The organism is Prauserella sp. PE36 (genome assembly GCF_003311655.1).
Classification (GTDB): domain Bacteria; phylum Actinomycetota; class Actinomycetes; order Mycobacteriales; family Pseudonocardiaceae; genus Prauserella_A; species Prauserella_A endophytica.
Genome location: NZ_QEQT01000088.1, coordinates 76,799 through 101,561 on the forward strand (window position 1 = coordinate 76,799; position 24,763 = coordinate 101,561).

Genomic DNA, 24,763 nt, shown 5'->3' on the forward strand with positions numbered 1-24,763 from the left:
TCGGCCCGTGCGGCTCGACCACGAGTTCACCGTCCCGGCGCCCATCGACGAGGTGTGGAAGGCGGTGCTGGATCCGGAACGGGTCGCGCCCTGCATGCCGGGAGCCACGCTCACGTCGGTGGAGGGCGACACGTTCAAGGGCACGGTGAAGGTCAAGCTGGGCCCGGTCTCGTTGCTCTACAAGGGTTCCGGCGAGTTCCTGGAGAAGGACGAGGGCGCCCGGCAGATCAAGATCAAGGCGTCCGGCAAGGACGCGCGCGGTGCCGGTACCGCGGCCGCCACGGTCACCGTGACGCTCGCGGCCGACGGCGACAACACCAAGGGAGCCGTCGCCACCGACCTGAACGTCACCGGCCGCCCGGCCCAGTTCGGCCGCGGCATGATCTCCGAGGTGGGCGGCAAGATCCTCGACACCTTCGCGGGCAACCTCGCCGAGGAGCTGGGCGCCAAGGGCGAGGACACCACCCCGGGCAAGGCCCCGGCGAGTGAGCAGCCCGCCGATGCCTCGTCGGCCGGTGGTGGTGCCGCCTCGGCGGCGGCGAGCGGAGCCGGTGCGGCGGCGACCGCCGCCGAGCCCGAGAAGCCGAAGCTCGAGGCCGTCAAACCGCCCAAGGAGGCCGAGGCGATCGACCTCTTCGACTACGCGGGCGCCTCGGTGGCCAAACGGCTCGCCCCGGCGCTCGCCGGCCTCGCCGCGCTGCTCGGCGTGGTCGCGATCGTGAGGGCGCTCCGCCGCCGCTGACGCCCCGGCCCGCGAGTCCCCCGCTCGGGCCCGCGAGTCCCCCGCTCGGACCCGCGAGTTCTGCACTCCTGCTCGCGAGTTGTGCGTTCGGGCTCGCGTGTTGTGCGTTCGCCAAGGAGCACAACACGCGGTCCGGCGTGCACTCGCGGTCGGGAGGCACGACTCGCCGTCGGGAGTGCAGAACTCGCGGGCTGGAGCGGGGAACTCGTGGGCTGGAGCGGGGGACTCGCGGGCTGGAGCGGGGGACTCGCGGGCTGGAGCGGGGGACTCGCGTGGGGTGGGCCACTCGCGGCGGGGGAAGGGCACGGCCGGGGCGGTGGTTGTACCCGGTATGCGGGCTGATCACGAGACGGACGTCGCCGTCATCGGTGCGGGGCAGGCCGGGCTCTCGGCCGCCTACTTCCTGCGCAAGGCCGGGCTCGCCAACGAGAGCGGGTTCGTGGTCCTCGACCACGGTAAGCGCGCGGGAGGGGCGTGGCAGTACCGCTGGCCCTCGCTGAAGCTCGACAAGGTCCACGGCATCCACGACCTGCCCGGTCTCGCGCTCGGCGACACGGCCTCCGACCGTGACAAGCCCGCCTCCGAGGTGGTGTCCGCCTACTTCGACCGGTACGAGCGCACCTTCGATCTGCCCGTCCACCGGCCCGTGGACGTGCTCTCGGTGAGCCGCACCGGCGACGGCCGGTTCCTCGTCGAGAGCGCCACCGAGTCGTGGGCCGCTCGCGGGCTGATCAACGCCACGGGCACGTGGGACCGCCCGTTCTGGCCGTACTACCCGGGCCGGGAGACCTTCCTCGGCAGGCAGCTGCACACCGCCGACTACACCGGCGCCGCCGAGTTCCGCGCCAAGCACGTCGTCGTGGTCGGCGGCGGCACCTCCGCGGTCCAGCAGCTGCTCGAGATCGCCCCGGTCGCCGCGGGCACCACGTGGGTGACCCGCAGGCCGCCCGTGTTCCACGAGCACGAGTTCACCCCCGAGTACGGCCGGTCCGTCGTCGCGCAGGTGGACGAGCGGGTCCGCGAGGGCAAGCCGCCGCGCAGCGTCGTCAGCGTCACCGGCCTGCCCCTGACAGCTGAGGTCCGGGCGGCCCGCGAGGAAGGAATCCTCGACCGCAAACCCATGTTCGAGCGCGTCACCCCGCACGGCGTGCAGTGGGCCGACGGCACCACGCAGCGAGCCGACGTGATCCTGTGGGCCACGGGCTTCCGCGCCGCACTCGACCACCTCGCGCCGCTGCGCCTGCGTACGCCGGGTGGGGGCATCCGAATAGCGCCGCAGGGTGGAGCCCTTCCGCCAGGGGTGGCGGTCGGGCCACGGGTGGGCGGCACGCGGGCGGTGGACGAGCCGCGCCTGCACCTCGTCGGCTACGGGCCCTCCGCCAGCACCGTCGGCGCCAACCGCGCCGGGCGCACCGCCGTGCGCGAGCTGCTCGACACCTTGGGCTGACGCCGGGTCACGCCTCGTGCGTCGCCGTGCCCGCGTCGAGTCGCGAGTGGTAGCGCTCGCGCGCCTCCTCCAGCAGGTCGGGGCTGATCCACGCGACCGGCTGGAGATCCACGAGCAGCGGTTCGTTGTCGGGACCGAAGTCAACCTGCTTTCCGTCGAGCACCCACGGGCGTGCGCCCTCGCGCAGCTCCCGCAGGTACTGGCAGACGCGCCGGGCGAGCCAGTCCTCCAGCGGCAGGCTCCACCACTCGGGCGCGGCGAGCGGGTTCACCGACACGCCCGGCATGAGCAGCCCGCTCTCGTGGTCGGTGCTCGGGTGCGAGGCGTCCGACTCGGGGCCGGGGGAGTAGCGCAGGTAGGGCGCCACGCCGAGCCCGACGAGCTCGCTCAGCTCCCGCAGGGTGTGCACGGTGAACATGTCCGAGGGCATGCCGCCCGATTTCCCGGCGGCGCTCCAGCCAAACCCCTCACCAGGTCGGGCACCCCGAGCGCAGTGAAGGCCACCATGCCTGCGTTGAACAAGCACAGCGGCGGGCAGCGCCTCCGTTTGGGTGGTGGGGGAGACGGGCGGGCGCAGTGAAGGTGGCCTTCACTGCGGGTGGCGGCTGCGGGTGGCGGCTACTCCCGGTCGAGTTCGTGTTCGGCGCTCGCGATCACGGCGAACTCCTCCTCGGGAGCGGCCGCGACCAGGCGGTGCCTGCTGTAGAACCAGAAGTACCCGACCGCGGCCACGAAGATGGCGGCGGTGATGGCCGCCGCCATCCTGTCCACCAGGAACGTCGCGATCACGGCGGCGACGGCGAGCACGAGCGCGATCCCGGTGGTCACGACGCCGCCCGGCGTGCGGTAGGGCCGCTCCAGGTCCGGTTCGCGCACCCGCAGCACGATGTGGGAGAGGTTCAGCAGCACGTAGGACACCGTCGCGCCGAACACGGCGATGTTGATCAGCAGCGCGCCGTCCTGGGTGGCGGCGGCCAGCACGAAGCCGATCGTGCCGGGCACGAGCAGCGCGAGGTAGGGCGTCTTGCGCCTGCCGGTGCGCGACAGCCAGCGCGGCAGGTACCCGGCCCGCGAGAGGGCGAACAGCTGCCGCGAGTAGGCGTAGATGATCGAGAAGAAGCTCGCGACGAGCCCGGCGAGACCGACGTAGTTCACCACCTGGGCCAGCGCGTTGTTCCCGCCGTACGCGGCGCGCACCGCCTCGGGCAGCGGGTTGTCGGACGTGGCGATGGTGCTCGACCCGGCCGCGCCGGGCGCGATGAGCAGGATGAGGGCCGCGAACACCACGAGCACGGCCAGGCCCGCGATGATGCCTCGCGGCATGTCCCGCTTCGGGTCGCGCGCCTCCTCGGCCGCGAGCGGGACGCCCTCGATCGCGAGGAAGAACCAGATGCCGTACACGAGTGCCGCCATCGCGCCCGCGAAGCCGAACGGCAGGAACTCGCTCGCCCCCGCCGCGGCCTCGTCGGGGACGATGTCGAACAGCTTGTCGGCGGAGAACTTCGGGATCATGCCGATGACGAACGCGGCGAGCGCGAGCACCGCCACGGCCGTGATCGCGAACATCAGCCGCAGCGCCTCGCCCACGCCGTACAGGTGGATGCCGATGAAGATCACGTAGCAGCCGAGGAAGACGGGCCAGCTGCTGGTGAGCCCGAACAGGCCGAGCGTCTCGATGTAGCCGCCGATGAACACCGCGATGGCGGCGGGCGCGATCGCGTACTCGATGAGGATCGCGACACCGGTGGCGAAGCCGCCGAGCGGGCCGAGCGCCCTGCGCGCGAAGCCGTAGCCGGCCCCGGCCACCGGCATGGCGGAAGACATCTCGGCGAGGCCGAACACCATGCAGCTGTACATCACGGCCATGAGCACGGTCGCGATGAGCAGCCCGCCCCAGCCGCCCTCGTCGAGCCCGAAGTTCCAGCCCGCGAAGTCGCCGGAGATCACGTACGACACGCCGAGGCCCGCGAGCAGCAGCCAGCCCGCGGCGCCCCGTTTGAGCTGGCGTTCCTTCAGATAGTTCTCGTCAACCTCGCTGTACTCCACGTGCTTGGCCATAACCCGGCTCCTCGGCAATGGGTACTTCGCCAGTCCTTTGAGTGTGCTGAGGGTGGTGCAGCCCGGTAGAGTTGTCAAGGGTTGACGCCCGCCTGGTAGGCGACTAGAAAAGCTTTTAATGGATCATAGTTGACCCTTTGAGTTCGCTCCGGCCGTGCGGGAAGGTATTCCGATGGGGAACAGCGACGGCATGCTCACCCTCGACACCCTCCGTGCGCTCGTTGACGCGGGCAGGGTCGACACCGTGCTCGTGGCGATGACCGACATGCAGGGCCGGTTGCAGGGCAAGCGGTGCGCCGCGCGGTACTTCCTCAACGAGGTGGTGGACCACGCCACCGAGGCGTGCAACTACCTGCTCGCCGTGGACGTCGACATGAACACCGTGGACGGCTTCGCGATCTCGTCGTGGGAGCGCGGCTACGGCGACTGCGTCCTGCGGCCCGACCTCGCGACGCTGAGGCTCGTGCCCTGGCACGAGGGCACCGCGATGGTGCTGTGCGACGTGGAGTGGGTCGAGGGCGGCGAGGTCACCGTCTCGCCGAGGCAGATCCTGCGCCGCCAGCTGGGCAGGCTCGCCGAACGCGGGCTCACCGCGTACGTCGGCACCGAGCTGGAGTTCATCGTCTTCGACGACTCCTACGAGAGCGCCTGGCAGAGCGGCTACCGCGACCTGCGGCCGGCCAACCAGTACAACGTGGACTACTCGATGCTCGGCACCGCGCGCGTGGAGCCGTTGCTGCGGCGGATCCGCAACGCCATGAGCGGAGCGGGACTGTACGTGGAGTCCGCCAAGGGCGAGTGCAACCCGGGCCAGCACGAGATCGCGTTCCGTTTCGCCGAGGCACTGTCCACGTGCGACAACCACAGCATCTACAAGACCGGCTCCAAGGAGATCGCCGCGCAGGAGGGCAAGAGCCTGACGTTCATGGCGAAGTACAACGAGCGCGAGGGCAACTCCTGCCACATCCACATCAGCCTGCGCTCGGCCGACGGCGAGCCGGCGCTGGCCGGGGACGGGCCGGGCGGCTTCTCCCCGCTGATGGAGCACTTCCTCGCCGGGCAGCTCGCGTGCCTGCGGGAGCTGACGTACTTCTTCGCGCCGAACATCAACTCCTACAAGCGGTACGTGCCCGGCAGCTTCGCGCCCACCGCCGTCGCGTGGGGCGCCGACAACCGCACGTGCGCGCTGCGCGTGGTTGGCCACGGCGACTCGCTCCGGGTGGAGAACCGGGTGCCCGGCGGGGACGTCAACCCCTACCTCGCCGTGGCCGCGCTCGTCGCGGCGGGGCTGCACGGCATGGAGAACGAGCTGCCGCTGGAGCCGGAGTTCCACGGCAACGCCTACGCGAGCGACAAGCCGACCGTGCCGACGACCCTGCGCGACGCCGCGGAGCTGCTCGGCGACAGCAAGGTCGCCCGCGCGGCGTTCGGCGACGACGTGGTGGAGCACTACCTCAACGCAGCCCGCATCGAGCAGGCCGCCTACGACGCGGCGGTGACCGACTGGGAGCGCCTCCGTGGCTTCGAGCGGCTCTGACCCCGTTATCGGCATCTCCACCTACTCCGAGCGCGCAGCGTGGGGTGTGTGGGACACCGAGGCGGCGCTGCTGCCCCGGACCTATGTGGACTGTGTGGTCAAGGCCGGTGGGGTGCCCGTTCTGCTGCCACCCGTCGGTGAGGGCCACCAACGCGCGGTGGCCGCTGTGGACGGGCTCGTGCTCGCCGGCGGCGCCGACGTGGATCCCGGCAACTACGGCGCCACGGCCCATCCGGCCACGGTCTCGCGGCCCGAGCGCGACGCCGCCGAACTGGCGATGCTGCGGGCGGCGCTGGCCCGTGGCATTCCCGTGCTCGCCGTGTGCAGGGGCATGCAGGTGCTCAACGTCGCGCTGGGCGGCACGCTCACCCAGCACCTGCCCGAGCGCACCGGCACGAGTGATCACCAGCCCGCGCCGGGGGTCTACGGCGGCACGGTCGTGAGCCTGGAGCCCGGCAGCAGGATCGCCGCGATCCTCGGCGAGGAGACCAAGTGCCACTGCTACCACCACCAGGCCGTCGACGCCCTTGCGCCTGGCCTGCGGGCCGTCGGTTGGGCGGGCGACGGCACGGTGGAGGCCGTCGAGCTGCCGGGGGAGTCCTTCGTGATCGGCGTGCAGTGGCACCCGGAACAAGATGTCAGCGAGCTGAGGCTGTTCGCGGCGCTGGTGAGGGAGGCGGCGAAGGAATGACGCAGACGTTCGAGGTGCGCAACCCCGCCACGGAGCAGGTGCTCCGTGCGGTGGAGCTGACCTCGGCCGAGCAGGCCGACGCGGCCATCGAGCGCGCGCACGCCGCCATGCCCGCCTGGCGGGCCGTGGCGCCCGGCGACCGGGCGAGGCTGCTGCGCCGCTTCGCCGACGCCGTGGACGCCGACATCGAGCACCTGGCCCGGCTCGAGGTCGCCAACTCCGGGCACACCATCGGGAACGCGCGCTGGGAGGCGGGCAACGTCCGCGACGTGCTGCACTACTACGCCGCCGCGCCCGAACGCCTGACCGGCAAGCAGATCCCCGTGCCGGGCGGCGTGAACGTCACCTTCGCCGAGCCGCTCGGCGTGGTCGGCGTGATCGTGCCGTGGAACTTCCCGATGCCGATCGCGGGCTGGGGCTTCGCGCCCGCGCTCGCGGCGGGCAACACCGTGGTGCTCAAGCCCGCGGAGCTCACCCCGCTCACGGCGCTGCGGCTGGCGGAGCTGGCCCGTGAGGCGGGAATCCCCGAGGACGTCTTCCAGGTGCTGCCCGGCAAGGGCGGCGTGGTGGGGCAGCGGTTCGTCGAGCACCCGCACGTGCGCAAGGTCGTCTTCACCGGCTCCACCGAGGTCGGCAGGCGGATCATGGCCGGCTGCGCGGCGCAGGTGAAGCGCGTGACGCTGGAGCTGGGCGGCAAGAACGCCAACATCGTCTTCGCCGACGCCGACCTGGAGCGGGCGGCGGCCACCGCGCCGTACGGCGTGTTCGACAACGCGGGCCAGGACTGCTGCGCACGCTCGCGCATCCTCGTGCAGGCGTCGGTCTACGACCGGTTCCTGGAGCTGCTCGAACCCGCCGTCAAGGGCGTCGTGGTGGGCGATCCCTCGGCGGAGACCACGGAGATGGGGCCGCTGATCTCGGCGGCGCACCGCGAGCGGGTCCGCTCGTACCTGCCCGACGACGCGCAGGTCGCGTTCCGCGGCAGCGCCCCCGATGGCGCCGGGTACTGGTTCCCGCCCACGGTCGTCACGCCGACGTCGGCGACCGACCCGCTGGTGACCGACGAGATCTTCGGCCCGGTGGTCGCCGTGGTGCCGTTCGCCGACGAGGCCGAGGCCGTCGCGATGGCCAACGACACCGCGTACGGGCTCTCCGGCTCGATCTGGACCCGCGACGTGGGGCGTGCGCTGCGTGTCTCCCGCGGAGTCGAGGCCGGCAACCTCTCGGTCAACTCGCACTCGTCGGTGCGGTACTGGACGCCGTTCGGCGGGTTCAAGCAGTCCGGCCTCGGCCGGGAGCTGGGCCCGGACGCCGTCGAGGCGTTCACCGAGGTGAAGAACGTTTTCATCAGCACGGAGGAGCGGTAGATGTCTCAGCGGCTGGAGGGCAGGGTCGCCGTGGTCACCGGTGGTGGCAGCGGGATCGGGCTCGCGTCGGCGAAGCGAATGGCCAGCGAGGGCGCGCGGATCGTCGTCGGCGACGTGGACGTGGCAGGAGGCAAGGCGGCCGCCGAGGAGGTCGGCGGCGAGTTCGTGCAGGCCGACGTCACGGTGGAGAGCGAGGTCGAGGCGCTGTTCCAGGCCGCCGCCGACCGCTTCGGCTCGGTGGACATCGCCTTCAACAACGCCGGCATCTCGCCTCCCGAGGACGACTCGATCCTCACCACGGGGCTGGAGGCGTGGCGCAAGGTCCAGGAGGTGAACCTGACCTCGGTGTACCTGTGCTGCAAGTACGCGATCCCGCACATGCAACGGGCGGGGAAGGGCTCGATCATCAACACCGCGTCGTTCGTGGCGGTGATGGGCGCGGCGACCTCCCAGATCTCCTACACCGCGTCCAAGGGCGGGGTGCTGTCGATGAGCCGCGAGCTGGGCGTGCAGTTCGCGCGCGAGGGCATCCGGGTGAACGCGCTGTGCCCGGGACCGGTCAACACGCCCCTGCTGACGGAGCTGTTCGCGAAGGATCCGGAGCGGGCCGCCCGGCGGCTCGTGCACGTGCCGATGGGCCGGTTCGCGGAGCCGGAGGAGATCGCCGCCGCGGTGGCGTTCCTCGCCAGCGACGACGCGTCCTTCATCACTGCGTCGCAGTTCCTGGTGGACGGTGGGATCTCGGGCGCGTACGTTACTCCCCTATAAGTCCATATCGAGGCTGTTCGAGCCAGGGCGGGAGAGCCCCCGTGCGACGGGGCACCGAAGGAGCAAACTCCCCACAATCTCTCAGGTACCGCTACCGCCCATGGTTAGGCCACTCTGGAAAGCAGGCTCTCGTAAGCCTCACCCAAGGTGAAAGCCGTGTTCACGCGCGGTGAAACTCTCAGGTGCCATGACAGAGGGGGAGTTCCCCAGCACGGGCGGGTATCCCAACCGTGCGCGAGACAAGGAGCTCCTCATGTCGTCGACCTTCGCCGCCCGGCACATCGGCCCCGGTGAGGCCGAGCAGGCCAAGATGCTGGCCGAATGCGGGTACGGCAGCCTCGCCGCACTCGTCGCGGCGGCCGTACCCTCGGCCATCCGCACCTCGGGAGAACTGGACCTCCCGCCCGCCGCCTCCGAGGAGGAGGCCATCGCCGAGCTGCGTGCCCTCGCGGCCCGCAACCGCCCGATGACGCAGCTCATCGGCCTCGGCTACCACGACACGATCACGCCCGCCGTCATCCGGCGCAACGTGCTGGAGAACCCGGCCTGGTACACGGCGTACACGCCCTACCAGCCGGAGATCTCGCAGGGCAGGCTCGAGGCGCTGCTCAACTTCCAGACCATGGTCGCCGACCTCACCGGCCTGACCACCGCGAACGCCTCGATGCTCGACGAGTCGACAGCCGTCGCCGAGGCGATGATGCTCATGCGCCGCGCGTCGAAGGCGAAGTCGCAGGTCATCGTGCTCGACGCCGAGTGCCTGCCGCAGACGATCGCGGTGGTGCGCACGCGTGCCGAGGCCGTCGGCATCGAGGTGGACGTCCGCGACCTGGCCCAGGGGCTGCCGGAGAACTTCTTCGGCGTGGTCGTGCAGTACCCGGGTGCCTCGGGCGTGCTGCGTGAGCCGGGCTTCTACACCGGCATCGGCGAGGCCGCGAAGGCGGCAGGCGCGCTGTACTGCGTGGCCGCCGACCTGCTGGGGCTCACCCTGCTGACCCCGCCCGGTGAGTTCGGCGCCGACCTGGCGGCGGGCAACACGCAGCGCTTCGGCGTGCCGCTCGGCTATGGCGGCCCGCACGCCGGGTACCTCGTGGTGCGCTCGGGCCTGGAGCGCTCCCTGCCAGGACGGCTCGTCGGCGTGTCGATCGACGCGGGCGGCGCGCCCGCCTACCGGCTCGCCCTGCAGACCCGCGAACAGCACATTCGTCGGGAGAAGGCCACCAGCAACATCTGCACGGCGCAGGTGCTCCTCGCCGTGATCGCCTCGATGTACGCCGTCTACCACGGCCCGGACGGCCTCAAGCGCATCGCCGAGCGCGTGCACGGCCACGCCGCCGGGCTCGCCGCCGCACTGCGCGGCGCCGGGGTGGACGTGGTGCACGAGCACTTCTTCGACACCGTGCTCGCCCGCGTCCCCGGCCGGGCCGCGTCGATCGTGGCCGCTGCCCGTGACGCCGGGATCAACCTCGGCCGGGACGGCGACGACCACGTGCGCGTGGCCGTCGACGAGACCACCACGCCCGCGGTGCTCGACAAGGTCCTGCGGGCGTTCGGCGCCGAGGGCACCGTCGAGAAGGACGGCAACGCGCTGCCCGAGGCCCTTTCGCGCACGAGCGAGTACCTCACGCACGAGGTGTTCCACACCCACCGCTCCGAGACCGCGATGCTGCGCTACCTGCGCGCGCTCGCCGACTCCGACTACGCGCTCGACCGGGGCATGATCCCGCTCGGCTCGTGCACGATGAAGCTCAACGCCACCACCGAGATGGAGCCGATCACCTGGCCGGAGTTCGCGGGCCTGCACCCGTTCGCCCCGGCCGAGGACGCCGAGGGCTACCACGAGCTCGTCGGCCAGCTCTCGCGCTGGCTGTGCGAGGTCACCGGCTACGACAGCGTCTCGCTGCAGCCCAACGCGGGCAGCCAGGGCGAGCTGGCCGGGCTGCTCGCGATCCGCGCCTATCACCGCGCGGGCGGGCAGCCCGAGCGCGACGTGTGCCTGATCCCGTCGTCGGCGCACGGCACCAACGCCGCGTCGGCCGTGCTCGCCGGGATGCGCGTGGTGGTGGTCGCCTGCACCGCGCAGGGCGACGTCGACCTCGACGACCTGCGTTCCAAAGTGGACAAGCATCGCGACACGCTCTCGGCGATCATGGTCACGTACCCGTCCACGCACGGCGTCTACGAGAGCGACATCTCCGAGCTGTCCCGCATCGTCCACGAGGCCGGCGGACAGGTGTACGTCGACGGGGCGAACCTCAACGCGCTGCTCGGCCTCGCCAAGCCCGGCGAGTTCGGCGGCGACGTCTCGCACCTGAACCTGCACAAGACGTTCTGCATCCCGCACGGCGGCGGCGGACCCGGCGTCGGCCCGGTCGCCGTGCGCGCGCACCTCGCGCCGTACCTGCCCAACCACCCGCTGCTGCCCGCCGCGGGCCCGGAGACCGGGGTGGGGCCGATCTCGGCCGCGCCGTACGGCTCCGCGTCGATACTGCCGATCTCCTGGGCCTACGTCCGCATGATGGGCGCGCAGGGGCTCACCAGCGCGACGCAGGTCGCCGTGCTCGCCGCCAACTACGTCGCCGCGCGGCTCGCCCCGCACTACCCCGTGCTCTACACGGGACAGAACGGCCTCGTCGCCCACGAGTGCATCCTCGACCTTCGCCCGCTGACCAAGCAGACCGGCGTGACCGTGGAGGACGTCGCGAAACGGCTCATCGACCACGGCTTCCACGCGCCGACGATGTCGTTCCCCGTCGCGGGCACGCTCATGGTGGAGCCGACCGAGAGCGAGGACCTCGCCGAGATCGACCGCTTCTGCGACGCGATGATCTCCATCCGCCGCGAGATCGACGACGTCGCCGCGGGCCGTTGGCCGGTGGAGCGCAGCCCGCTGCGCGGCGCGCCGCACACCGCCGAGCAACTCGCAGGGGAGTGGGACCTGCCCTACGATCGGGCGCTGGCCGTCTACCCGGGGAAGACGGCGACCAAGGGCAAGTACTGGTCGCCGGTGCGGCGCATCGAAGGCGCCTACGGCGACCGCAACCTGGTGTGCTCGTGCCCGCCGATCTCTTCCTACGAGGGCTGATACATGAAGACCGCACTGCACGAGGTCCACACCGGACTCGGCGCCTCCTTCACCGACTTCGCGGGCTGGTCGATGCCCGTCCGCTACTCAAGCGAGCTGGCCGAGCACCGCGCCGTGCGGGAGGCGGCCGGGCTGTTCGACCTCTCCCACATGGGTGAGATCGAGGTGACCGGCCCGGAGGCGGCCGACGCGCTCGACTACGCGTTCGTCGGCAAGCTCTCCGCCGTGAAGCCGGGCCGCGCCCGCTACACGATGATGTGCAACGCCGAGGGCGGGGTGCTCGACGACCTGGTTGTCTACCGGCTCGCCGACGAGCGCTATCTCGTGGTCGCCAACGCGGGCAACGCCGCGGTCGTCTCGGCCGAGCTGACCGCCAGGGCTCGCGACTTCGACGCCGAGGTGACCGACCGCTCCGCGGAGACATCGCTGATCGCCGTGCAGGGGCCCGCCGCCGCCGAGATCGTCGGCAAGCTCACCGACGCGGACCTCTCCTCGCTCAAGTACTACGCCAGCACGCCCGCCGTCGTCGGCGGGCAGGACGCGCTGCTCGCCCGCACCGGCTACACCGGCGAGGACGGCTTCGAGCTGTACGTGCCGGGCGAGCGCGCCGCCGCCGTGTGGCGGGTGCTCACCGAGGCGGGGGAGCCTCACGGGCTGCTGCCCGCGGGCCTCGCGTGCCGGGACACGCTGCGGCTGGAAGCCGGAATGCCGTTGTACGGCAACGAGTTGAGCGCCGAGCTGACCCCGTTCCACGCCGGTCTCGGCCGCGTGGTGAAGTTCGAGAAACCCGGCGACTTCGTCGGCAGGGCCGCACTCGACACGCGCCGCGACCCGGACCGCGTGCTCGTCGGCCTCAAGGGCAGCGGCCGTCGCGCGCCCCGGCACGGCTACCGCCTGCTCGCCGGCGGCGAGGACGTGGGCGAGATCACCAGCGGTGCGCTGTCGCCGACGCTGGGCTACCCCATCGCGATGGCCTACGTGCGGCCGGCACACGCCGAGCCGGGCACGGCCCTGTCCGCGGACGTGCGCGGGCGTGAAGAGCCCGTCGAGGTCGTCTCGCTGCCGTTCTACCGGCGCTCCTGAGTCCTTCACCTTCTTCGAAAGGCCGTCATGCGCATTCCCGAGAACCTGAGCTACACCAAGGAACACGAGTGGGTCCGTCTCGACGGCGACGTCGCGACCGTGGGCGTCACCGCGTTCGCCGCCGAGTCGCTCGGCGACGTCGTCTTCGTGCAGCTGCCCGAGGCGGGCGACACCGTGACCGCGGGTGAGTCCTGCGGCGAGATCGAGTCGACGAAGTCGGTCAGCGAGCTGTTCTCGCCGGTCAGCGGCGAGGTCACCGAGGTCAACCAGTCCATCGTCGACGGTCCTGAGGTCGTGAACGCCGACCCGTACGATCAGGGCTGGCTGTTCCGCGTGCGGACTGCGGACCTGCCCGAACTGCTGGACGCAGCCGCCTACGCCGCACTGACCCAGGAGGACTGAGGAAGAATGGGCTCGTTCGACGCTGACCTGTCCACTGTAGACCCGGAGGTGGCCGAGGCGGTCGCCGCCGAGCTGCACCGCCAGCAGTCGACGCTGGAGATGATCGCCTCGGAGAACTTCGCGCCCGCCGGCGTGCTGGAGGCGCAGGGCTCCGTGCTCACCAACAAGTACGCCGAGGGCTACCCCGGCAGGCGCTACTACGGCGGGTGTGAGCACGTCGACGTCGTGGAGACGCTGGCGATCGAGCGGGCCAAGGAGCTGTTCGGCGCCGAGCACGCCAACGTCCAGCCGCACTCCGGTGCGCAGGCCAACGCCGCCGCGATGGTCGCCCTGCTACAGCCCGGCGACACGATCCTCGGGCTGGATCTCGCGCACGGCGGGCACCTGACCCACGGCATGAAGCTCAACTTCTCCGGCAAGCTCTACAACGTGGTCGCCTACCATGTCGACAAGGAGACCGGCCTCGTCGACATGGCCGAGGTCGAGCGCCTCGCCGCCGAGTACAAGCCGAAGCTGATCATCGCGGGCTGGTCGGCGTACCCGAGGCAGCTCGACTTCGCCGAGTTCCGGCGCATCGCCGACTCCGTGGACGCCAAGCTGATGGTGGACATGGCCCACTTCGCGGGCCTGGTCGCCGCCGGGCTGCACCCGAGCCCGGTGCCGCACGCCGACGTGGTGACCACCACGACGCACAAGACGCTCGGCGGCCCGCGCGGCGGCATCGTACTCAGCCGTGCCGAGTACGCCAAGAAGATCAACTCGGCGGTGTTCCCGGGGCAGCAGGGCGGCCCGCTCGAGCACGTGATCGCGGGCAAGGCCGTGGCGCTGAAGATCGCCGCGAGCGAGGAGTTCCGCGAGCGGCAGCAGCGGGTGCTGGAGGGCGCGAACATTCTGGCCGAGCGACTGTCCCAGCAGGACTGTTCCGATGCGGGGGTTCGCGTGCTGACCGGCGGAACCGACGTGCACCTGGTGCTCGTCGACCTCGTCGGGTCCACATTGGATGGCAAGCAGGCCGAGGACCGGTTGCACTCCATCGGGATCACGGTGAACCGCAACGCGGTGCCGTTCGACCCGCGCCCGCCGATGGTCACCTCCGGTCTGCGGATCGGCACCCCGGCGCTCGCCACGCGCGGCTTCGGCGCCGACGATTTCACCGAGGTCGCCGACGTGATCGCGCTGGCGCTGCGCCCCGACTTCGACGAGTCGACCCAGCGGGACCTGGGGGCACGCGTGGAGGTGTTGGCGAAGAAGCACCCGCTTTACGCGAACAAGGGCTGAGTCCGCCTTACACTCGCGGGAGGAAGGACACCGCGAGGAGGCACCGTGAGCGCTCAGCCCGGCAGGGACGTCGCGCACGGTGCCGAGGGCGGGATCAGCGCGGGGGAGGCGCTGTTCCGCCCCGTGCGGGCGGGCAACGCCTTCGAGGAGACCGTGGAGCGGCTGTTGCAGGCCGTGCGGCTCGGGGTCGTGGGCGCGGGCGAGCGCCTGCCCGCCGAGCGCGAGCTGGCCGAGCGGCTCGGGATCAGCAGGGTGACCCTGCGAGAGGCGATCCGCGCGCTCGCCGACGCCGGGTACGTGGAGTCGCGGCGCGGTCGCTACGGCGGCACGTTCGTCAACGAGGTCCTGCCCGTGCCCCCGTCGCCCGCTCGCATGCGGGACCCGGGCGTGCTCGAGGACACCCTCGCGTTGCGGCACGTGCTGGAAACCGGGGCGGCGGAGCTGGCCGCGGCGCGGTCGCTCTCGCCCGCAGACCGGCGGCACCTCACGGGCACGCTCGCCGAGGCGTGCACCACCAGCGTCGACGACTACCGGCGCCGCGATTCCCGACTGCACCTGGCGATCGCGGAGGTCACCGGCTCGGCGTCGCTGACCTCCGCGGTCGCCGACGTCCGCATGCGCGTGAACCAGCTGCTCGACGAGATCCCGCTCCTCGAACCGAACCTCGAGCACTCCAACGCGCAACACGAGGCGATCGTGGACGCGATCCTGGCCGGTGACCCGGCCGCCGCGCGCGGCGCGATGGCCGAGCACGTGGAGGGCACCGCGTCGCTGCTGCGCGGCTTCCTGGAGTGACCCCGGTTCGCGAGTCCCCCGCTCCAGCCCGCGAGTCCCCCGCTCCGGATCGCGAGTTGCCCGCTCCGGCTCGCGAGTTGCCCGCTCCGGATCGCGAGTTGCCCGCTCCGGATCGCGAGTTGCCCGCTCCGGATCGCGAGGCCTGCGTTCCCGACGCCGAGTCGTGCGTTCCCGGTCGCGCTCCGATGCCGGAACGCACAACTCCGCCGTCCTGAATGGGGGACTCGCCGTCCTGAGCGGGGGACTCGCCGTCAGGAGCGGGGGACTCGCGGGGCGGAGCGGGGGACTCGCGCGGTGGTCAGCCGGTGACCAGGGCGATCGCCAGGCCGTCGTAGCCCTTGACGCCGACGGTCTGCAGGGCGGTGGCGTCCACGCGCGGCTCCGCCGCGATCAGCTCGGTCATGTGCTGCGTGCCGCGCACGGACGGGTCCTCGCTGCGCTGGTCGGCCACGGCGCCGCCGCGCACGACGTTGTCGATCACGATCACGCTGCCGGGCCTGGTCAGCTCCAGCGCCCACCGGAAGTACTCCGGATTGCTCGGCTTGTCGGCATCGACGAACACCAGGTCGAAGGGCGCCTCATCGTGCAGCTGCGGCAGGGTGTCGAGCGCGCGGCCGACCCTCAGGTCGATGACGCCGTCGAGCCCGGCGTTGGCGAAGTTGCGCCGCGCGACCTCCGCGTGCGCCGGGTCTACCTCGAGGGTGACGACCTTGCCGTCGGCTGGCAGCGCCCTGGCGAGCCAGAGCGTGCTGTAGCCGCCCAGCGTGCCGATCTCCAGTATCGAGCGGGCGCGGGCGATGCGGGCGAGGAGATGGAGGAACTTGCCCTGGTTGGGGGCGACGGCGATGGGCGGGAGGCCGGCGGCCTCACCGGCCTGCAGTGCGTCGTCGAGTACGGGGTCCGGTGGGACGAGCTGAGTCCTGAAGTAGCCGTCCACCGCGTCCCAGGTTTCCTGCGTCATGAGGCGAGCCTAGGGGATCGGGGCTCGCCTCGAGCGTCCACAGTGGAACGCGACTGGTCACTCGTCTTCGGTCTCGGGGTCCTCGCCGGAGCGCGCCACCTGGACCACCGCGTCGCGCAGTGCGGCGCGCAGGCGCCCGACGTCCAGCGGGGCGAGGACGGCGGCCTCACCCGGTGGTGCGACGAGCACCACCCGCTCGCTGCTGACGAAGACGGTCAGCTCCCTTTTCCTGCCCGCCAGATCCCGGCAGGAGATCGCCCATTCATCCCGCACCGCCACGTCGATCGCCTCTCGTCTCGTCCCGGTGTTCTTCGTGCGTGCGACTGTGCGACGGGCGTGCCCCGCGACCATGACGCGAAAAACCGCGAAACTGACATATCAGTTTTTCAGGCTCCGGCGTTACGCGCCACGGGTGTAGCGTCGAGTGGCCCACGTCACGGCTTCGTTCGGGGAGGGATCAGGGATGTCCGAGCCCAAGCGCATCGTCATCGTCGGCAGTGGACTCGCGGGTGCCACGGCGGCGGCCCGGCTGCGGGAACGCGGCTACGGGGGTGAGGTGCTCGTGCTCGGTTCGGAGTCACATCGCCCGTACGAGTTACCGCCGTTGTCCAAGGGACTCCTGCTGGGGGACACCGACGAACCCGACTGGGTGCGCGAGGAGAAATTCTACGCCGAGCACGACATCGACCTGCGCGGCGGCGTGACGGCCACCCGCGTCGACCCGGGGGAGCGCATGGTGCTCGACGCGCAGGGCGGCGAGCACCGGTACGACCGGCTGTTGCTGGCCACCGGCTCGCGCCCGCGCTCGCTGCCCGTGCCGGGCGCGGACCTGCCGGGGGTACGCACGCTGCGAACCCTCGACGACGCGCTCTCCCTGCGCTCGGCTTTCGAGGACGCCGAGCGGGTGGTGATCATCGGAGCGGGGTGGATCGGCACCGAGGCCGCTGCCGCGGCGCGCAAGCACGGTGCCGAGGTGACGGTGGTCGACCAGGTCGCTCTGCCGCTGCGCACCGTGCTGGGCGACGAGGTGGCGACCGTGTTCCGCGACCTGCACACCGAGCACGGCGTGAACTGGCGCCTCGGTGCGACGCTCGCCGAGCTGACCGGGGACGCCGGGGGTGTGCGTGGCGTCCGGCTCGGCGATGGCACGGAGCTGCCCGCGGACGTGGTGCTGCTCGCGGTGGGCGTGGCGCCCAGGGTGGAGCTGGCCGACACGGCGGGCCTCGAGCTGACCGGCGACGGCGGGGTCGCGGTGGATGCGGGGCTGCGCACGGCGGCGCCCGACATCTACGCCGCGGGCGACATCGCCTCCCATTTCCACCCGCGTTACGGCCACCGGGTCCGCGTCGAGCACTGGGCCAACGCCAAGAACCAGGGCGGGCACGTCGCCGCGAACCTGGTCGGCGAGAACGAACCGTATCTGCGCAGCCCGTACTTCTTCACCGACCAGTACGACCTCGGCTGCGAGTACCGGGGCATCGCCGACCCCGCCGCCGACGAGCTGGTGGTGCGCGGCGACCTCGCGACCCGCGAGTTCATCGCGTTCTGGCTGCGCGGGGGACAGGTGACCGCGGCGATGAACGTCAACGTGTGGGACTACGGCGACGAGCTGCAGAAGATCGTCGACGGCCGCGTGACCGTGTCGGCAGGGCAGCTACGCGACGCCGACCTCGGCGAGCTGGTCTGAGCCACGCCGCCGCGTGAGCGTGCCGACGCTGACCAGCCCGAGCCCGGCGAACGCGGCCATGAGCAGTGCCATCGGCAGCGCCGAGCCCTCACCGGCGAGCCCGGCGATGGGCGAGGTCAGCCCGCCGACGGTGAACTGGAGCACGCCAAGCAGGGCCGATGCGGACCCGGCCATCTCCGGGTGGTCGGCGAGCGCCAGTGACGTCGCGTTGGGCATCACGAGGCCGACGCTGGCGACCGCGACGAACAGCGGCGGCAACACCCCGCCCAGCCCGAGCCCGGCCAGTGAGGCGAGGACCATCGCGAGGGCTCCTGCGGTGCCCGCGACCAGCCCGGTGACGAGCAGCGTGTGCTGGCGGAACCTGGCGACGAGCCTGCCGTTGACCTGGCTCGCCAGCACGAGCCCGACGGCGCCGCCGCCGAAGACGAGGCTGTACTGCTGCGGGCTGAGGCCGTAGGTGCCCTGGAGCACGAACGACGACGCCGAGATGTAGGTGAACATCGCGGCGAAGGCAAGCCCGGCGCCGAGCGCGTAGCCGACGAAGACGCGGTCGCGCAGCAGGCTCAGGTAGCCACGGAGAACGCCCGCGGGTCGCGCGGGCCTGCGCCGGTGGGCCGGAAGCGTCTCTGGCAGGGCGAACGCGGCGACGATCAGCAGCAGCGCGCCGAACGCGGCCAGCGCGCCGAAGATGCCCCGCCACGACGTCAGTGAGAGCAGCTGCCCGCCGAGCACGGGGGCGAGGATCGGGGCGAGCCCGGTGACCAGCATGAGCATCGAGAAGAACCGGGCCATCTCGATGCCGGAGAAGAGGTCGCGCACGGCGGCGCGGGCGATCACCATGCCGGCGGAGGCGCCGAACGCCTGGAGGACCCTGGCCGCGATCAGCAGCTCCACCGTGGGGCTGAGCACGCACAGCAGGGACGCGACGACGAACAGGGCGACGCCGGCGAGCAGCGGCTTGCGCCTGCCGAAGGCGTCGGAGAGCGGGCCGAGCACGAGCTGCCCCGCGCCGACGCCGAGCACGAACGCGGCCAGCGTGAGCTGCAGCGTGGCGTCGCCGGCGTGCAGGTCCTGCGCCATCGCGGGCAGCGCGGGCAGGTACATGTCGATCGACAGCGGGCCGAAGGCGGTGAGCCCGCCGAGCACGAGCGCGTAGCGGGCGGTCCGCAGTCGTCCCGGGGAAGCCGCTGGTTGTCCGATGTCCGTGCTCGTGCTCATGGCAGAGAGAACTTGCGTAGCGGTACTAAATATTCCGGGCGAGGCACGGATGCTCCCGTGCACGCTCTTGAGAGCACGTCCAGGCCCGAGGGAGCGCGTCGAGCGAACGACCGGTGAGGAGGCGCGCGATGATCCTCGAAGAATGGGCTGACGTGCCCGTGGCCTTCTGACCGCGGCGGGGCGGCCCTCCGGCGAGGTGTCCTATCGTCGGGTGACCCGTGCGACGGACGAACCGAAGGAGCCCGCGTGGCCGATCTCGCCGAGCAGCTGGCGCGGGCCCTGGTGGTCCGGCTCGACCAGCTCGCGGACGAGCTCGTCGCGGACATCCTCGCGGAGAACCCCGGCTACCATGACGCCGCGCTGGTCACGCTGGCCGAGCTGCGCCGGTCGTGCCGCAACAACCTGGAGCGCGTGCTGCAGCTGCTCGGTGACACGGTTCCCCGCGGCGAGGACCCCTACGACGCGGCCACGGTCACCGGCTCACGGCGCGCCGAGCAGCGGGTGCCCCTGGACTCCGTGCTGCGCTCGTTCCGTCTCGGCGGCCGCGTCCTGTGGCGGGGGCTCGTGCGGATCGGCAAGGAGAGCGACGACATCGATCGCGACCGGTTGCTCGACGTCGCCACGACCGTGTGGACGGTCGTGGACGAGGCGTCGTCGGTCGTCGCGCGCGCCTACCGCGACACCGAGCTGCAGCTGCGCAGGCTCGACGACCACCGGCGTCAGTCGCTGGTCGGCGACCTGTTGCGCGGCCGGGGCCGAGAGGCCGGCTTCGCGGGGCAGGCCGCGGCCGAGCTGGGGCTCCCTCGTGAGGGCGACTACGTGGTGTTCGTGGCCGACTCCGCCGCCGATGGCACGCCCGGGCTCGCGATGCCGCAGGACACCCTCGCCGGGTACGGGATCAGGTCGGTCTGGGAACCGAGGGACCAGCACACCGTCGGTCTGGTCGCACTCGAACGCCGCGCACTGGACGGCGTGCTGGAGCTGCTGCGCGGCGGGGTGCGGGCCCGGGTGGGCGTGAGCCCGGAGGTGCGGGGGCTCGCGGAGGTCGGCGTCGCGCACGACCTCGCGCTGCTGGCGCTGCGCACGCTGCCGTCCGGGACGACCGGGCTCGCCGTGCTCGACGAGCGGCTGCCCGAGGCGCTCGTCGCCCGCTCACCCGAGCTGGCGCGGCGGCTCCGCGCCGGCGTGCTCGGCCCGCTGCTGCGGCTGCCCGAGCACGAGCGCGAGGTGCTGCTGGAGACGCTCGCGGCCTGGCTGGAGACCAACCGTTCCGCAGCGGCAACGGCCGCGCGGCTCTACTGCCACCGCAACACCGTGCTCAACCGGCTGCGCAGGCTGGAGGCCGTGTTCGGGCACTCGCTCGACGACCACCGGACCGCGCTGGCCCTGTCGCTCGCCCTGATCGCCCACCGCGACGGCGTGCGCTGACACCAGCGGCAGTGAAGGCCACCTTCACCGCGTGGAATCGGGCACAGTGGCGCGGAGCGTTTCCGTCTGGGCGGTGGTGGGAGACGGGCGGGCGCGGGCAGGGTGGCCTTCATTGCGGTTGCCGGGGCGGGTTCAGTACCAGGCGGTGCGGACGTCCACGGTGCGCACCTTCGCCGTGGCGCCCTTCCGGTTGGGCATCGTCCACACCGGCTCGGACACGTCGGGCAGGCCGTAGAGGAAGTCGGCGTGGCCGCAGCCGTACGTCGGGGGGTCGCCCTCCAACGACGGCGGGTCGCCCTTCAGGCCGATCACTCGCGCGCACTCGCGGCCGTCCGCCAGCTCGATGTACCACGGCGTCGCCTCCGGCGCGGGCGCGACCGGTGCGGCGGCGGGCGGGGCGCCGGGAGCCACGGGCGTGCGGTCCTCGATGAGGGTGAGGCGCACGGCCTCCTTGCGGGCCGGGTTCTGCAGGCACACGGCGACCTGGGGCACCCGGGGAGGGCCGAGGAAGCACGGGTCGTGCAGCACCTGCAGCTCGCTGGTGCAGCGGCGCGCGACCGGGTTCGCGACGACCACCACCGAGGGCGAGCAGATCGCCTCCACGTCCTCCAGGATCGTGACCTCCGGCGAGATCTCCCCGGTTTCGGTGAACGGGTTGGTCAAAACCGCCTGTGTGGTCGTGACGGGTGCCGTCGCGCCCTGCTGCGGCTCGTTGCCGCTGGTGCAGGCGGTCAGGACCAGCAGCAGCACCGCGAGCCCGGTTCCCCACCTCAGCGCGTTGTGCCGCACGGACTGCCGCCTCCCGTCCTCAGGCGCGCCCCGTTACGGCGCGCGATCGACGGTCCGAGCCTAGCCCGATGGGGTGCCGTCGGCCGCGCCTGCCCCGTGCCCGCTCCCGTGTTGCCGACACGCGCGCCGAAAAAGGAGCAAACTGGAGGAATCGCCGTCCGAATCCGCTCAGGGGAAGGCAGACAGATGGAGCACTCCCGCATCCTCGCCTTCTCCGCCGCCGGGCTCGGCATTCTCGCGGCCATCGTCGCCTCCGACGCGTGGTGGTTCCTCCTCGGCCTCATCGCCTTCCTGCTGCTGTTCCTCACCGGAGAGGTCTCCGGCGAATGACCACGCGGGAGGATGACCTGACGCCCACCGAGGTCGTCAGAAGGTGTCGCGACAGCTACCTCGCGCGGGAGCGCGCCACCGCGGTCGCTGATCGCCGACGACCTCGTCTTCACCAGCCCCAGCACGACCGCACCCACTCCGATCCACAGTGGACACCTCACCCGCAGAGCCGGATGACGTCGCCCAGCCGATCCTGATCGCCCGCGGGAAGGCGGCGCTCGGCGTGCAGCATCCGTGCCGCCTGCGCGAGGTGCCGCCGGTCGTCGGCTGTGCCCGTGTCGCCGTAGTAGGCGGGCAGCAGCAGGCACAGCGACCGCAGGTCCCCGCGTGCGCAGAGGTCGCGGAGCAGCGCCTCGGCGCCGGCCGAGGCGGCCGACGGTTCGACTGCGCCCGTGCCGCGCAGACCGTCGGCGATGCTGTAGCGCAGCCAGTCGCGGTAGGGCCCGGCGGGGACGTCGGCGAGGTGGTGCGCGGCGAGCCGGAAGTGCTCGCCCGCGGCCGCCGGGTCGCCGAGATCGCGGTGGCAGCGGCCGAGGTTGGCGTGCAGCGAGGCGTAGAACCCGGTCACGCGCTCGTCACCGACGCGATCGGCCAGCCGCAGGCACTCCGCGTTCCAGTGCAGGGTCAGCTCGGGCGTCGGCTGGTGCCGGGCGAGGTAGTGCGCGGCGACGCACGCCTCGTCGTCGCCGGTGGCGGCAGTCCAGGCCTTCTCGTACAGGGCGCGGGCCGCGTCGTCGTCGCCGCCCGCCTCGGCGGCCATGCCCTCGGCGCAGAGACGTACGACGGGGTTGTCGGGGTTCATGGTGTTCCTTTCAGGGAAGAGCGACGGGCATGACGAGGGTGGTGAAGCTGCCCTGGTCGGCGGAGCGCACCACCACGGGACGGTCCGGGGCGGCGATCTCGAGCAGGACGTCCGGCCCCACGCCGGCCTCCAGCGCGGCGCCGAGCACGGCCGGGTCGAACGCGACGCGCACCGGCCCAGAGCACACGGCGGGCAGCGTGACCTCGCCGAGCACCAGCTCGTCGGCGCCGATGGCGAGCACGGCGGGTGAGGCGCACGTGGCGAGCGCGTCGCGCAGGGCGACTCGGCCGGTGAGCACGCGGTGCACCGGTGCGTCGAGGCCGCGCAGCATGTCGCGGTAGGCCGGGAAGGTTCCTCCGGCCACGGGCAGTGCGTGGGTCTCGCCGCCTGCGTTCAGGCACCCCGGCTCGATGGTCACCTCGGGCTTGCGGGTGGCCCACGCCGCCGCGGTGACGAGCGCGTCGGCGGGGACCAGCAGCTCGGCCGGTCCGCCGTCGACGGCCAGCGGCCGCAGCTCCCGGACGGCGAGCCGGTAGCGGTCGGTGGCGATCAGGCGCACCTGGGTGTCCGCGAGCTCGATCAGCACGCACCGCAGCTCGGGGAACTCCCCGCCGCGGGCCGCGGCGGGCACGACCTGACGCACGGCGCTGGCCAGCTCGGGGCCGCCGACGCGGGCGCGGACCGGGCCGCACGGCGGCAGGTCGCGCAGCAGCGCGCCCAGCGCGGCGTGCGCGGCGTCGGACTCCGAGCGCAGCCTGGCCGCGTGCGCGGCCAGCACCTCCCGCGCCCTATCGGGCGAGCCGTCGAGCACCGCCGTGACGTCGGCGAGCGGGACCCCCGCGGCCCGCAGCCTGCGCAGGTGCACCGCCCGCTCCACCTGGTCGTCGCTGTAGTAGCGGTAGCCGGTGAGCGGGTCGACCCTGGCAGGGGCGAGTACGCCGCAGTCGTCGTAGAAGCGCAGGGCACTCGGGGTGAGGCCGACGCGGCGGGCGAACGCGCTGATGCTGTGCATGCCGGTGATTCTGGGCTTTCGACCGACTCGAAGGTCAACAGGCGGGTTCCGCGTAGGATCGCGCCACACGAGGACGTGGGCGATGCGGGAGGTGCACGTGGCCGAGCGGTTCGGCTTCTACCAGAACGAGATCTACCTGCAGGGCTACGGCGGGACGGCGCCCGCGTTCACGACCGACGCCACCAGGCTCGAGGACTCGGCCGCGAAGGTCATGGCACCGGAGCCGTTCTGGTACGTGGCCGGTGCCGCGGGCTCCGGCGCGACCAACCGGGCCAACCGGGAGGCGTTCGACCGCTGGAAGATCGTGCCGAGGATGCTGACGGGCGCCACCGAGCGCGACCTTTCGACCACCGTGCTCGGCACGCCGATGCCGGCGCCGGTGCTGCTCGCGCCCGTGGGCGTCCAGTCGATCGTGCATCCCGACGCGGAACGCGCCACCGCGAGGGCCGCATCCGGGCTCGGGCTGCCCGTGATCCTGTCCACGGCCTCGTCCACGAGCATCGAGGACGTCGCCGCCGCCTCCGGCGAGGGCCCGCGCTGGTTCCAGCTGTACTGGCCGGACGACCCCGAGGTGTGCGGCAGCATCCTGCGCCGTGCCAAGGAGTCCGGCTACACGGCGCTCGTCGTCACGCTCGACACGTGGACGCTCGCGTGGCGGCCGTGCGACCTCGACAGCGGCTACCTGCCGTTCCTCAAGGGCGAGGGGATGGCGGTGGCGCTCACCGACCCGGTGTTCCGCTCGCGGCTCGACCGGGCGCCCGAGGACGACCTGCCCTCCGCGGTGCTGCGCTGGATCGGCATGATCACGGGCACCGACCGCGCCTGGGACGCGCTGCCATTCCTGCGCGAGCACTGGGACGGGCCGATCGTGCTGAAGGGCATCCAGCACGTCGACGACGCCCGCCGCGCGGTGGACGCCGGGATGGACGGCGTGGTGGTGTCCAACCACGGCGGGCGCCAGGTGGACGGGGCGGTGGCCTCGCTCGACGCGCTGCCGGAGATCGTGGCCGCGGTGGGCGACCGCATCGAGGTGCTGTTCGACTCCGGCATCCGCACGGGTGCCGATGTGCTCAAGGCGCTCGCGCTCGGGGCGAGGGCGGTGTTGCTCGGCAGGCCCTACGTCTACGGGCTCGCGCACGGTGGCGAGGACGGCGTGCGGCACGTGCTGCGCAGCCTGCTCGCCGACTTCGACCTGACGATGGGGCTTTCCGGGCATCGCCGGGTCGCCGAGCTGAGCGGTTCGGTGCTGCGCAAGGCGTGAGAGCGCGGCGGGCCGGGAAGGA

Annotated in this window: 23 protein-coding genes and 1 riboswitch; of the genes, 15 read left to right on the forward strand and 8 right to left on the reverse strand. The window is 72.1% G+C overall.

What is annotated here, in order from left to right:
- Window positions 1-7 precede the first annotated feature (7 nt).
- Entirely contained in the window at window positions 8-742 is a 735-nt protein-coding gene (locus DI005_RS27275; RefSeq protein ID WP_112275713.1) for an SRPBCC family protein, read from the forward strand.
- Between the two features lie 331 nt (window positions 743-1,073).
- Window positions 1,074-2,189, forward strand: a complete 1,116-nt coding sequence (locus DI005_RS27280) for an NAD(P)-binding domain-containing protein (protein ID WP_113644056.1) — start codon at window positions 1,074-1,076, stop codon at window positions 2,187-2,189.
- 7 nt (window positions 2,190-2,196) lie between these two features.
- Here DI005_RS27280 and DI005_RS27285 read toward each other — a convergent pair whose 3' ends face one another.
- Together DI005_RS27285 and eat are read right to left on the reverse strand one after the other, a co-directional pair.
- A complete protein-coding gene (locus DI005_RS27285) occupies window positions 2,197-2,619 on the reverse strand; it encodes a DUF6098 family protein (RefSeq protein WP_233520327.1) in 423 nt (140 codons plus the stop codon).
- A gap of 188 nt (window positions 2,620-2,807) precedes the next feature.
- Complete coding sequence (gene eat, locus DI005_RS27290; RefSeq protein WP_112275717.1) at window positions 2,808-4,247, reverse strand: ethanolamine permease; 1,440 nt, start codon at window positions 4,245-4,247, stop codon at window positions 2,808-2,810.
- A gap of 172 nt (window positions 4,248-4,419) precedes the next feature.
- Between eat and DI005_RS27295 the strand changes: the two genes are divergently transcribed.
- The 9 genes from DI005_RS27295 to DI005_RS27335 all read left to right on the forward strand — a co-directional run bounded on the left by DI005_RS27295 (window position 4,420) and on the right by DI005_RS27335 (window position 15,253).
- Window positions 4,420-5,784, forward strand: coding sequence for a glutamine synthetase family protein (locus DI005_RS27295; protein ID WP_233520328.1), 1,365 nt, complete (start codon window positions 4,420-4,422; stop codon window positions 5,782-5,784).
- The gene (locus DI005_RS27300; protein WP_113644057.1) at window positions 5,765-6,475 is read left to right on the forward strand and encodes a gamma-glutamyl-gamma-aminobutyrate hydrolase family protein; all 711 of its coding nucleotides are present in this window, start codon (window positions 5,765-5,767) and stop codon (window positions 6,473-6,475) included. Before DI005_RS27295 ends, DI005_RS27300 begins: the two co-directional genes overlap by 20 nt.
- Window positions 6,472-7,842: an aldehyde dehydrogenase gene (locus DI005_RS27305; RefSeq protein WP_112275721.1), complete on the forward strand. Its 1,371-nt coding sequence runs from the start codon at window positions 6,472-6,474 to the stop codon at window positions 7,840-7,842. Before DI005_RS27300 ends, DI005_RS27305 begins: the two co-directional genes overlap by 4 nt.
- Complete coding sequence (locus DI005_RS27310; protein ID WP_112275723.1) at window positions 7,843-8,610, forward strand: 3-oxoacyl-ACP reductase; 768 nt, start codon at window positions 7,843-7,845, stop codon at window positions 8,608-8,610.
- 104 nt (window positions 8,611-8,714) lie between these two features.
- Window positions 8,715-8,814, forward strand: a riboswitch (glycine riboswitch).
- 49 nt (window positions 8,815-8,863) lie between these two features.
- A complete protein-coding gene (gene gcvP / locus DI005_RS27315; RefSeq protein WP_113644058.1) occupies window positions 8,864-11,695 on the forward strand; it encodes an aminomethyl-transferring glycine dehydrogenase in 2,832 nt (943 codons plus the stop codon).
- Window positions 11,696-11,698: 3 nt separating this feature from the next.
- Window positions 11,699-12,778 carry a glycine cleavage system aminomethyltransferase GcvT gene (gene gcvT / locus DI005_RS27320; RefSeq protein WP_112275726.1) on the forward strand — a complete coding sequence of 360 codons (1,080 nt, stop codon included), beginning with the start codon at window positions 11,699-11,701 and terminating at the stop codon, window positions 12,776-12,778.
- Window positions 12,779-12,805: 27 nt separating this feature from the next.
- Entirely contained in the window at window positions 12,806-13,180 is a 375-nt protein-coding gene (gene gcvH, locus DI005_RS27325) for a glycine cleavage system protein GcvH (protein ID WP_113644059.1), read from the forward strand.
- 6 nt (window positions 13,181-13,186) lie between these two features.
- The gene (gene glyA, locus DI005_RS27330) at window positions 13,187-14,458 is read left to right on the forward strand and encodes a serine hydroxymethyltransferase (protein WP_113644060.1); all 1,272 of its coding nucleotides are present in this window, start codon (window positions 13,187-13,189) and stop codon (window positions 14,456-14,458) included.
- A gap of 45 nt (window positions 14,459-14,503) precedes the next feature.
- Window positions 14,504-15,253, forward strand: coding sequence for a FadR/GntR family transcriptional regulator (locus DI005_RS27335; RefSeq protein ID WP_228714219.1), 750 nt, complete (start codon window positions 14,504-14,506; stop codon window positions 15,251-15,253).
- A 298-nt stretch (window positions 15,254-15,551) separates the two neighbouring features.
- Here DI005_RS27335 and DI005_RS27340 read toward each other — a convergent pair whose 3' ends face one another.
- Window positions 15,552-16,214, reverse strand: coding sequence for an O-methyltransferase (locus DI005_RS27340; RefSeq protein WP_112275732.1), 663 nt, complete (start codon window positions 16,212-16,214; stop codon window positions 15,552-15,554).
- A 57-nt stretch (window positions 16,215-16,271) separates the two neighbouring features.
- The gene (locus DI005_RS27345; protein ID WP_112275829.1) at window positions 16,272-16,493 is read right to left on the reverse strand and encodes a hypothetical protein; all 222 of its coding nucleotides are present in this window, start codon (window positions 16,491-16,493) and stop codon (window positions 16,272-16,274) included.
- A gap of 184 nt (window positions 16,494-16,677) precedes the next feature.
- Between DI005_RS27345 and DI005_RS27350 the strand changes: the two genes are divergently transcribed.
- Window positions 16,678-17,901 (forward strand): NAD(P)/FAD-dependent oxidoreductase, encoded by a 1,224-nt coding sequence (locus DI005_RS27350; protein WP_113644061.1) that lies wholly within the window; start codon window positions 16,678-16,680, stop codon window positions 17,899-17,901.
- Here the strand turns inward: DI005_RS27350 and DI005_RS27355 are convergent.
- Window positions 17,869-19,119 carry a multidrug effflux MFS transporter gene (locus tag DI005_RS27355; RefSeq protein WP_113644062.1) on the reverse strand — a complete coding sequence of 417 codons (1,251 nt, stop codon included), beginning with the start codon at window positions 19,117-19,119 and terminating at the stop codon, window positions 17,869-17,871. The genes DI005_RS27350 and DI005_RS27355 overlap by 33 nt on opposite strands.
- 246 nt (window positions 19,120-19,365) lie before the next feature.
- Here DI005_RS27355 and DI005_RS27360 point away from each other — a divergent pair, with 246 nt between their 5' ends.
- Entirely contained in the window at window positions 19,366-20,547 is a 1,182-nt protein-coding gene (locus DI005_RS27360) for a CdaR family transcriptional regulator (protein ID WP_113644063.1), read from the forward strand.
- Window positions 20,548-20,679: 132 nt separating this feature from the next.
- On the opposite strand, the gene DI005_RS27365 is transcribed toward DI005_RS27360, so the two are convergent.
- Window positions 20,680-21,336, reverse strand: coding sequence for a hypothetical protein (locus tag DI005_RS27365; protein WP_113644064.1), 657 nt, complete (start codon window positions 21,334-21,336; stop codon window positions 20,680-20,682).
- 186 nt (window positions 21,337-21,522) lie between these two features.
- Between DI005_RS27365 and DI005_RS38330 the strand changes: the two genes are divergently transcribed.
- The gene (locus tag DI005_RS38330) at window positions 21,523-21,666 is read left to right on the forward strand and encodes a hypothetical protein (protein WP_158303197.1); all 144 of its coding nucleotides are present in this window, start codon (window positions 21,523-21,525) and stop codon (window positions 21,664-21,666) included.
- 157 nt (window positions 21,667-21,823) lie between these two features.
- On the opposite strand, the gene DI005_RS27370 is transcribed toward DI005_RS38330, so the two are convergent.
- The gene (locus DI005_RS27370) at window positions 21,824-22,468 is read right to left on the reverse strand and encodes a hypothetical protein (protein ID WP_113644065.1); all 645 of its coding nucleotides are present in this window, start codon (window positions 22,466-22,468) and stop codon (window positions 21,824-21,826) included.
- Between the two features lie 10 nt (window positions 22,469-22,478).
- Window positions 22,479-23,480 (reverse strand): MerR family transcriptional regulator, encoded by a 1,002-nt coding sequence (locus DI005_RS27375; protein WP_113644066.1) that lies wholly within the window; start codon window positions 23,478-23,480, stop codon window positions 22,479-22,481.
- A 97-nt stretch (window positions 23,481-23,577) separates the two neighbouring features.
- Here DI005_RS27375 and DI005_RS27380 point away from each other — a divergent pair, with 97 nt between their 5' ends.
- A complete protein-coding gene (locus tag DI005_RS27380; protein ID WP_112275830.1) occupies window positions 23,578-24,741 on the forward strand; it encodes a lactate 2-monooxygenase in 1,164 nt (387 codons plus the stop codon).
- The last annotated feature ends 22 nt before the right edge of the window (window positions 24,742-24,763 follow it).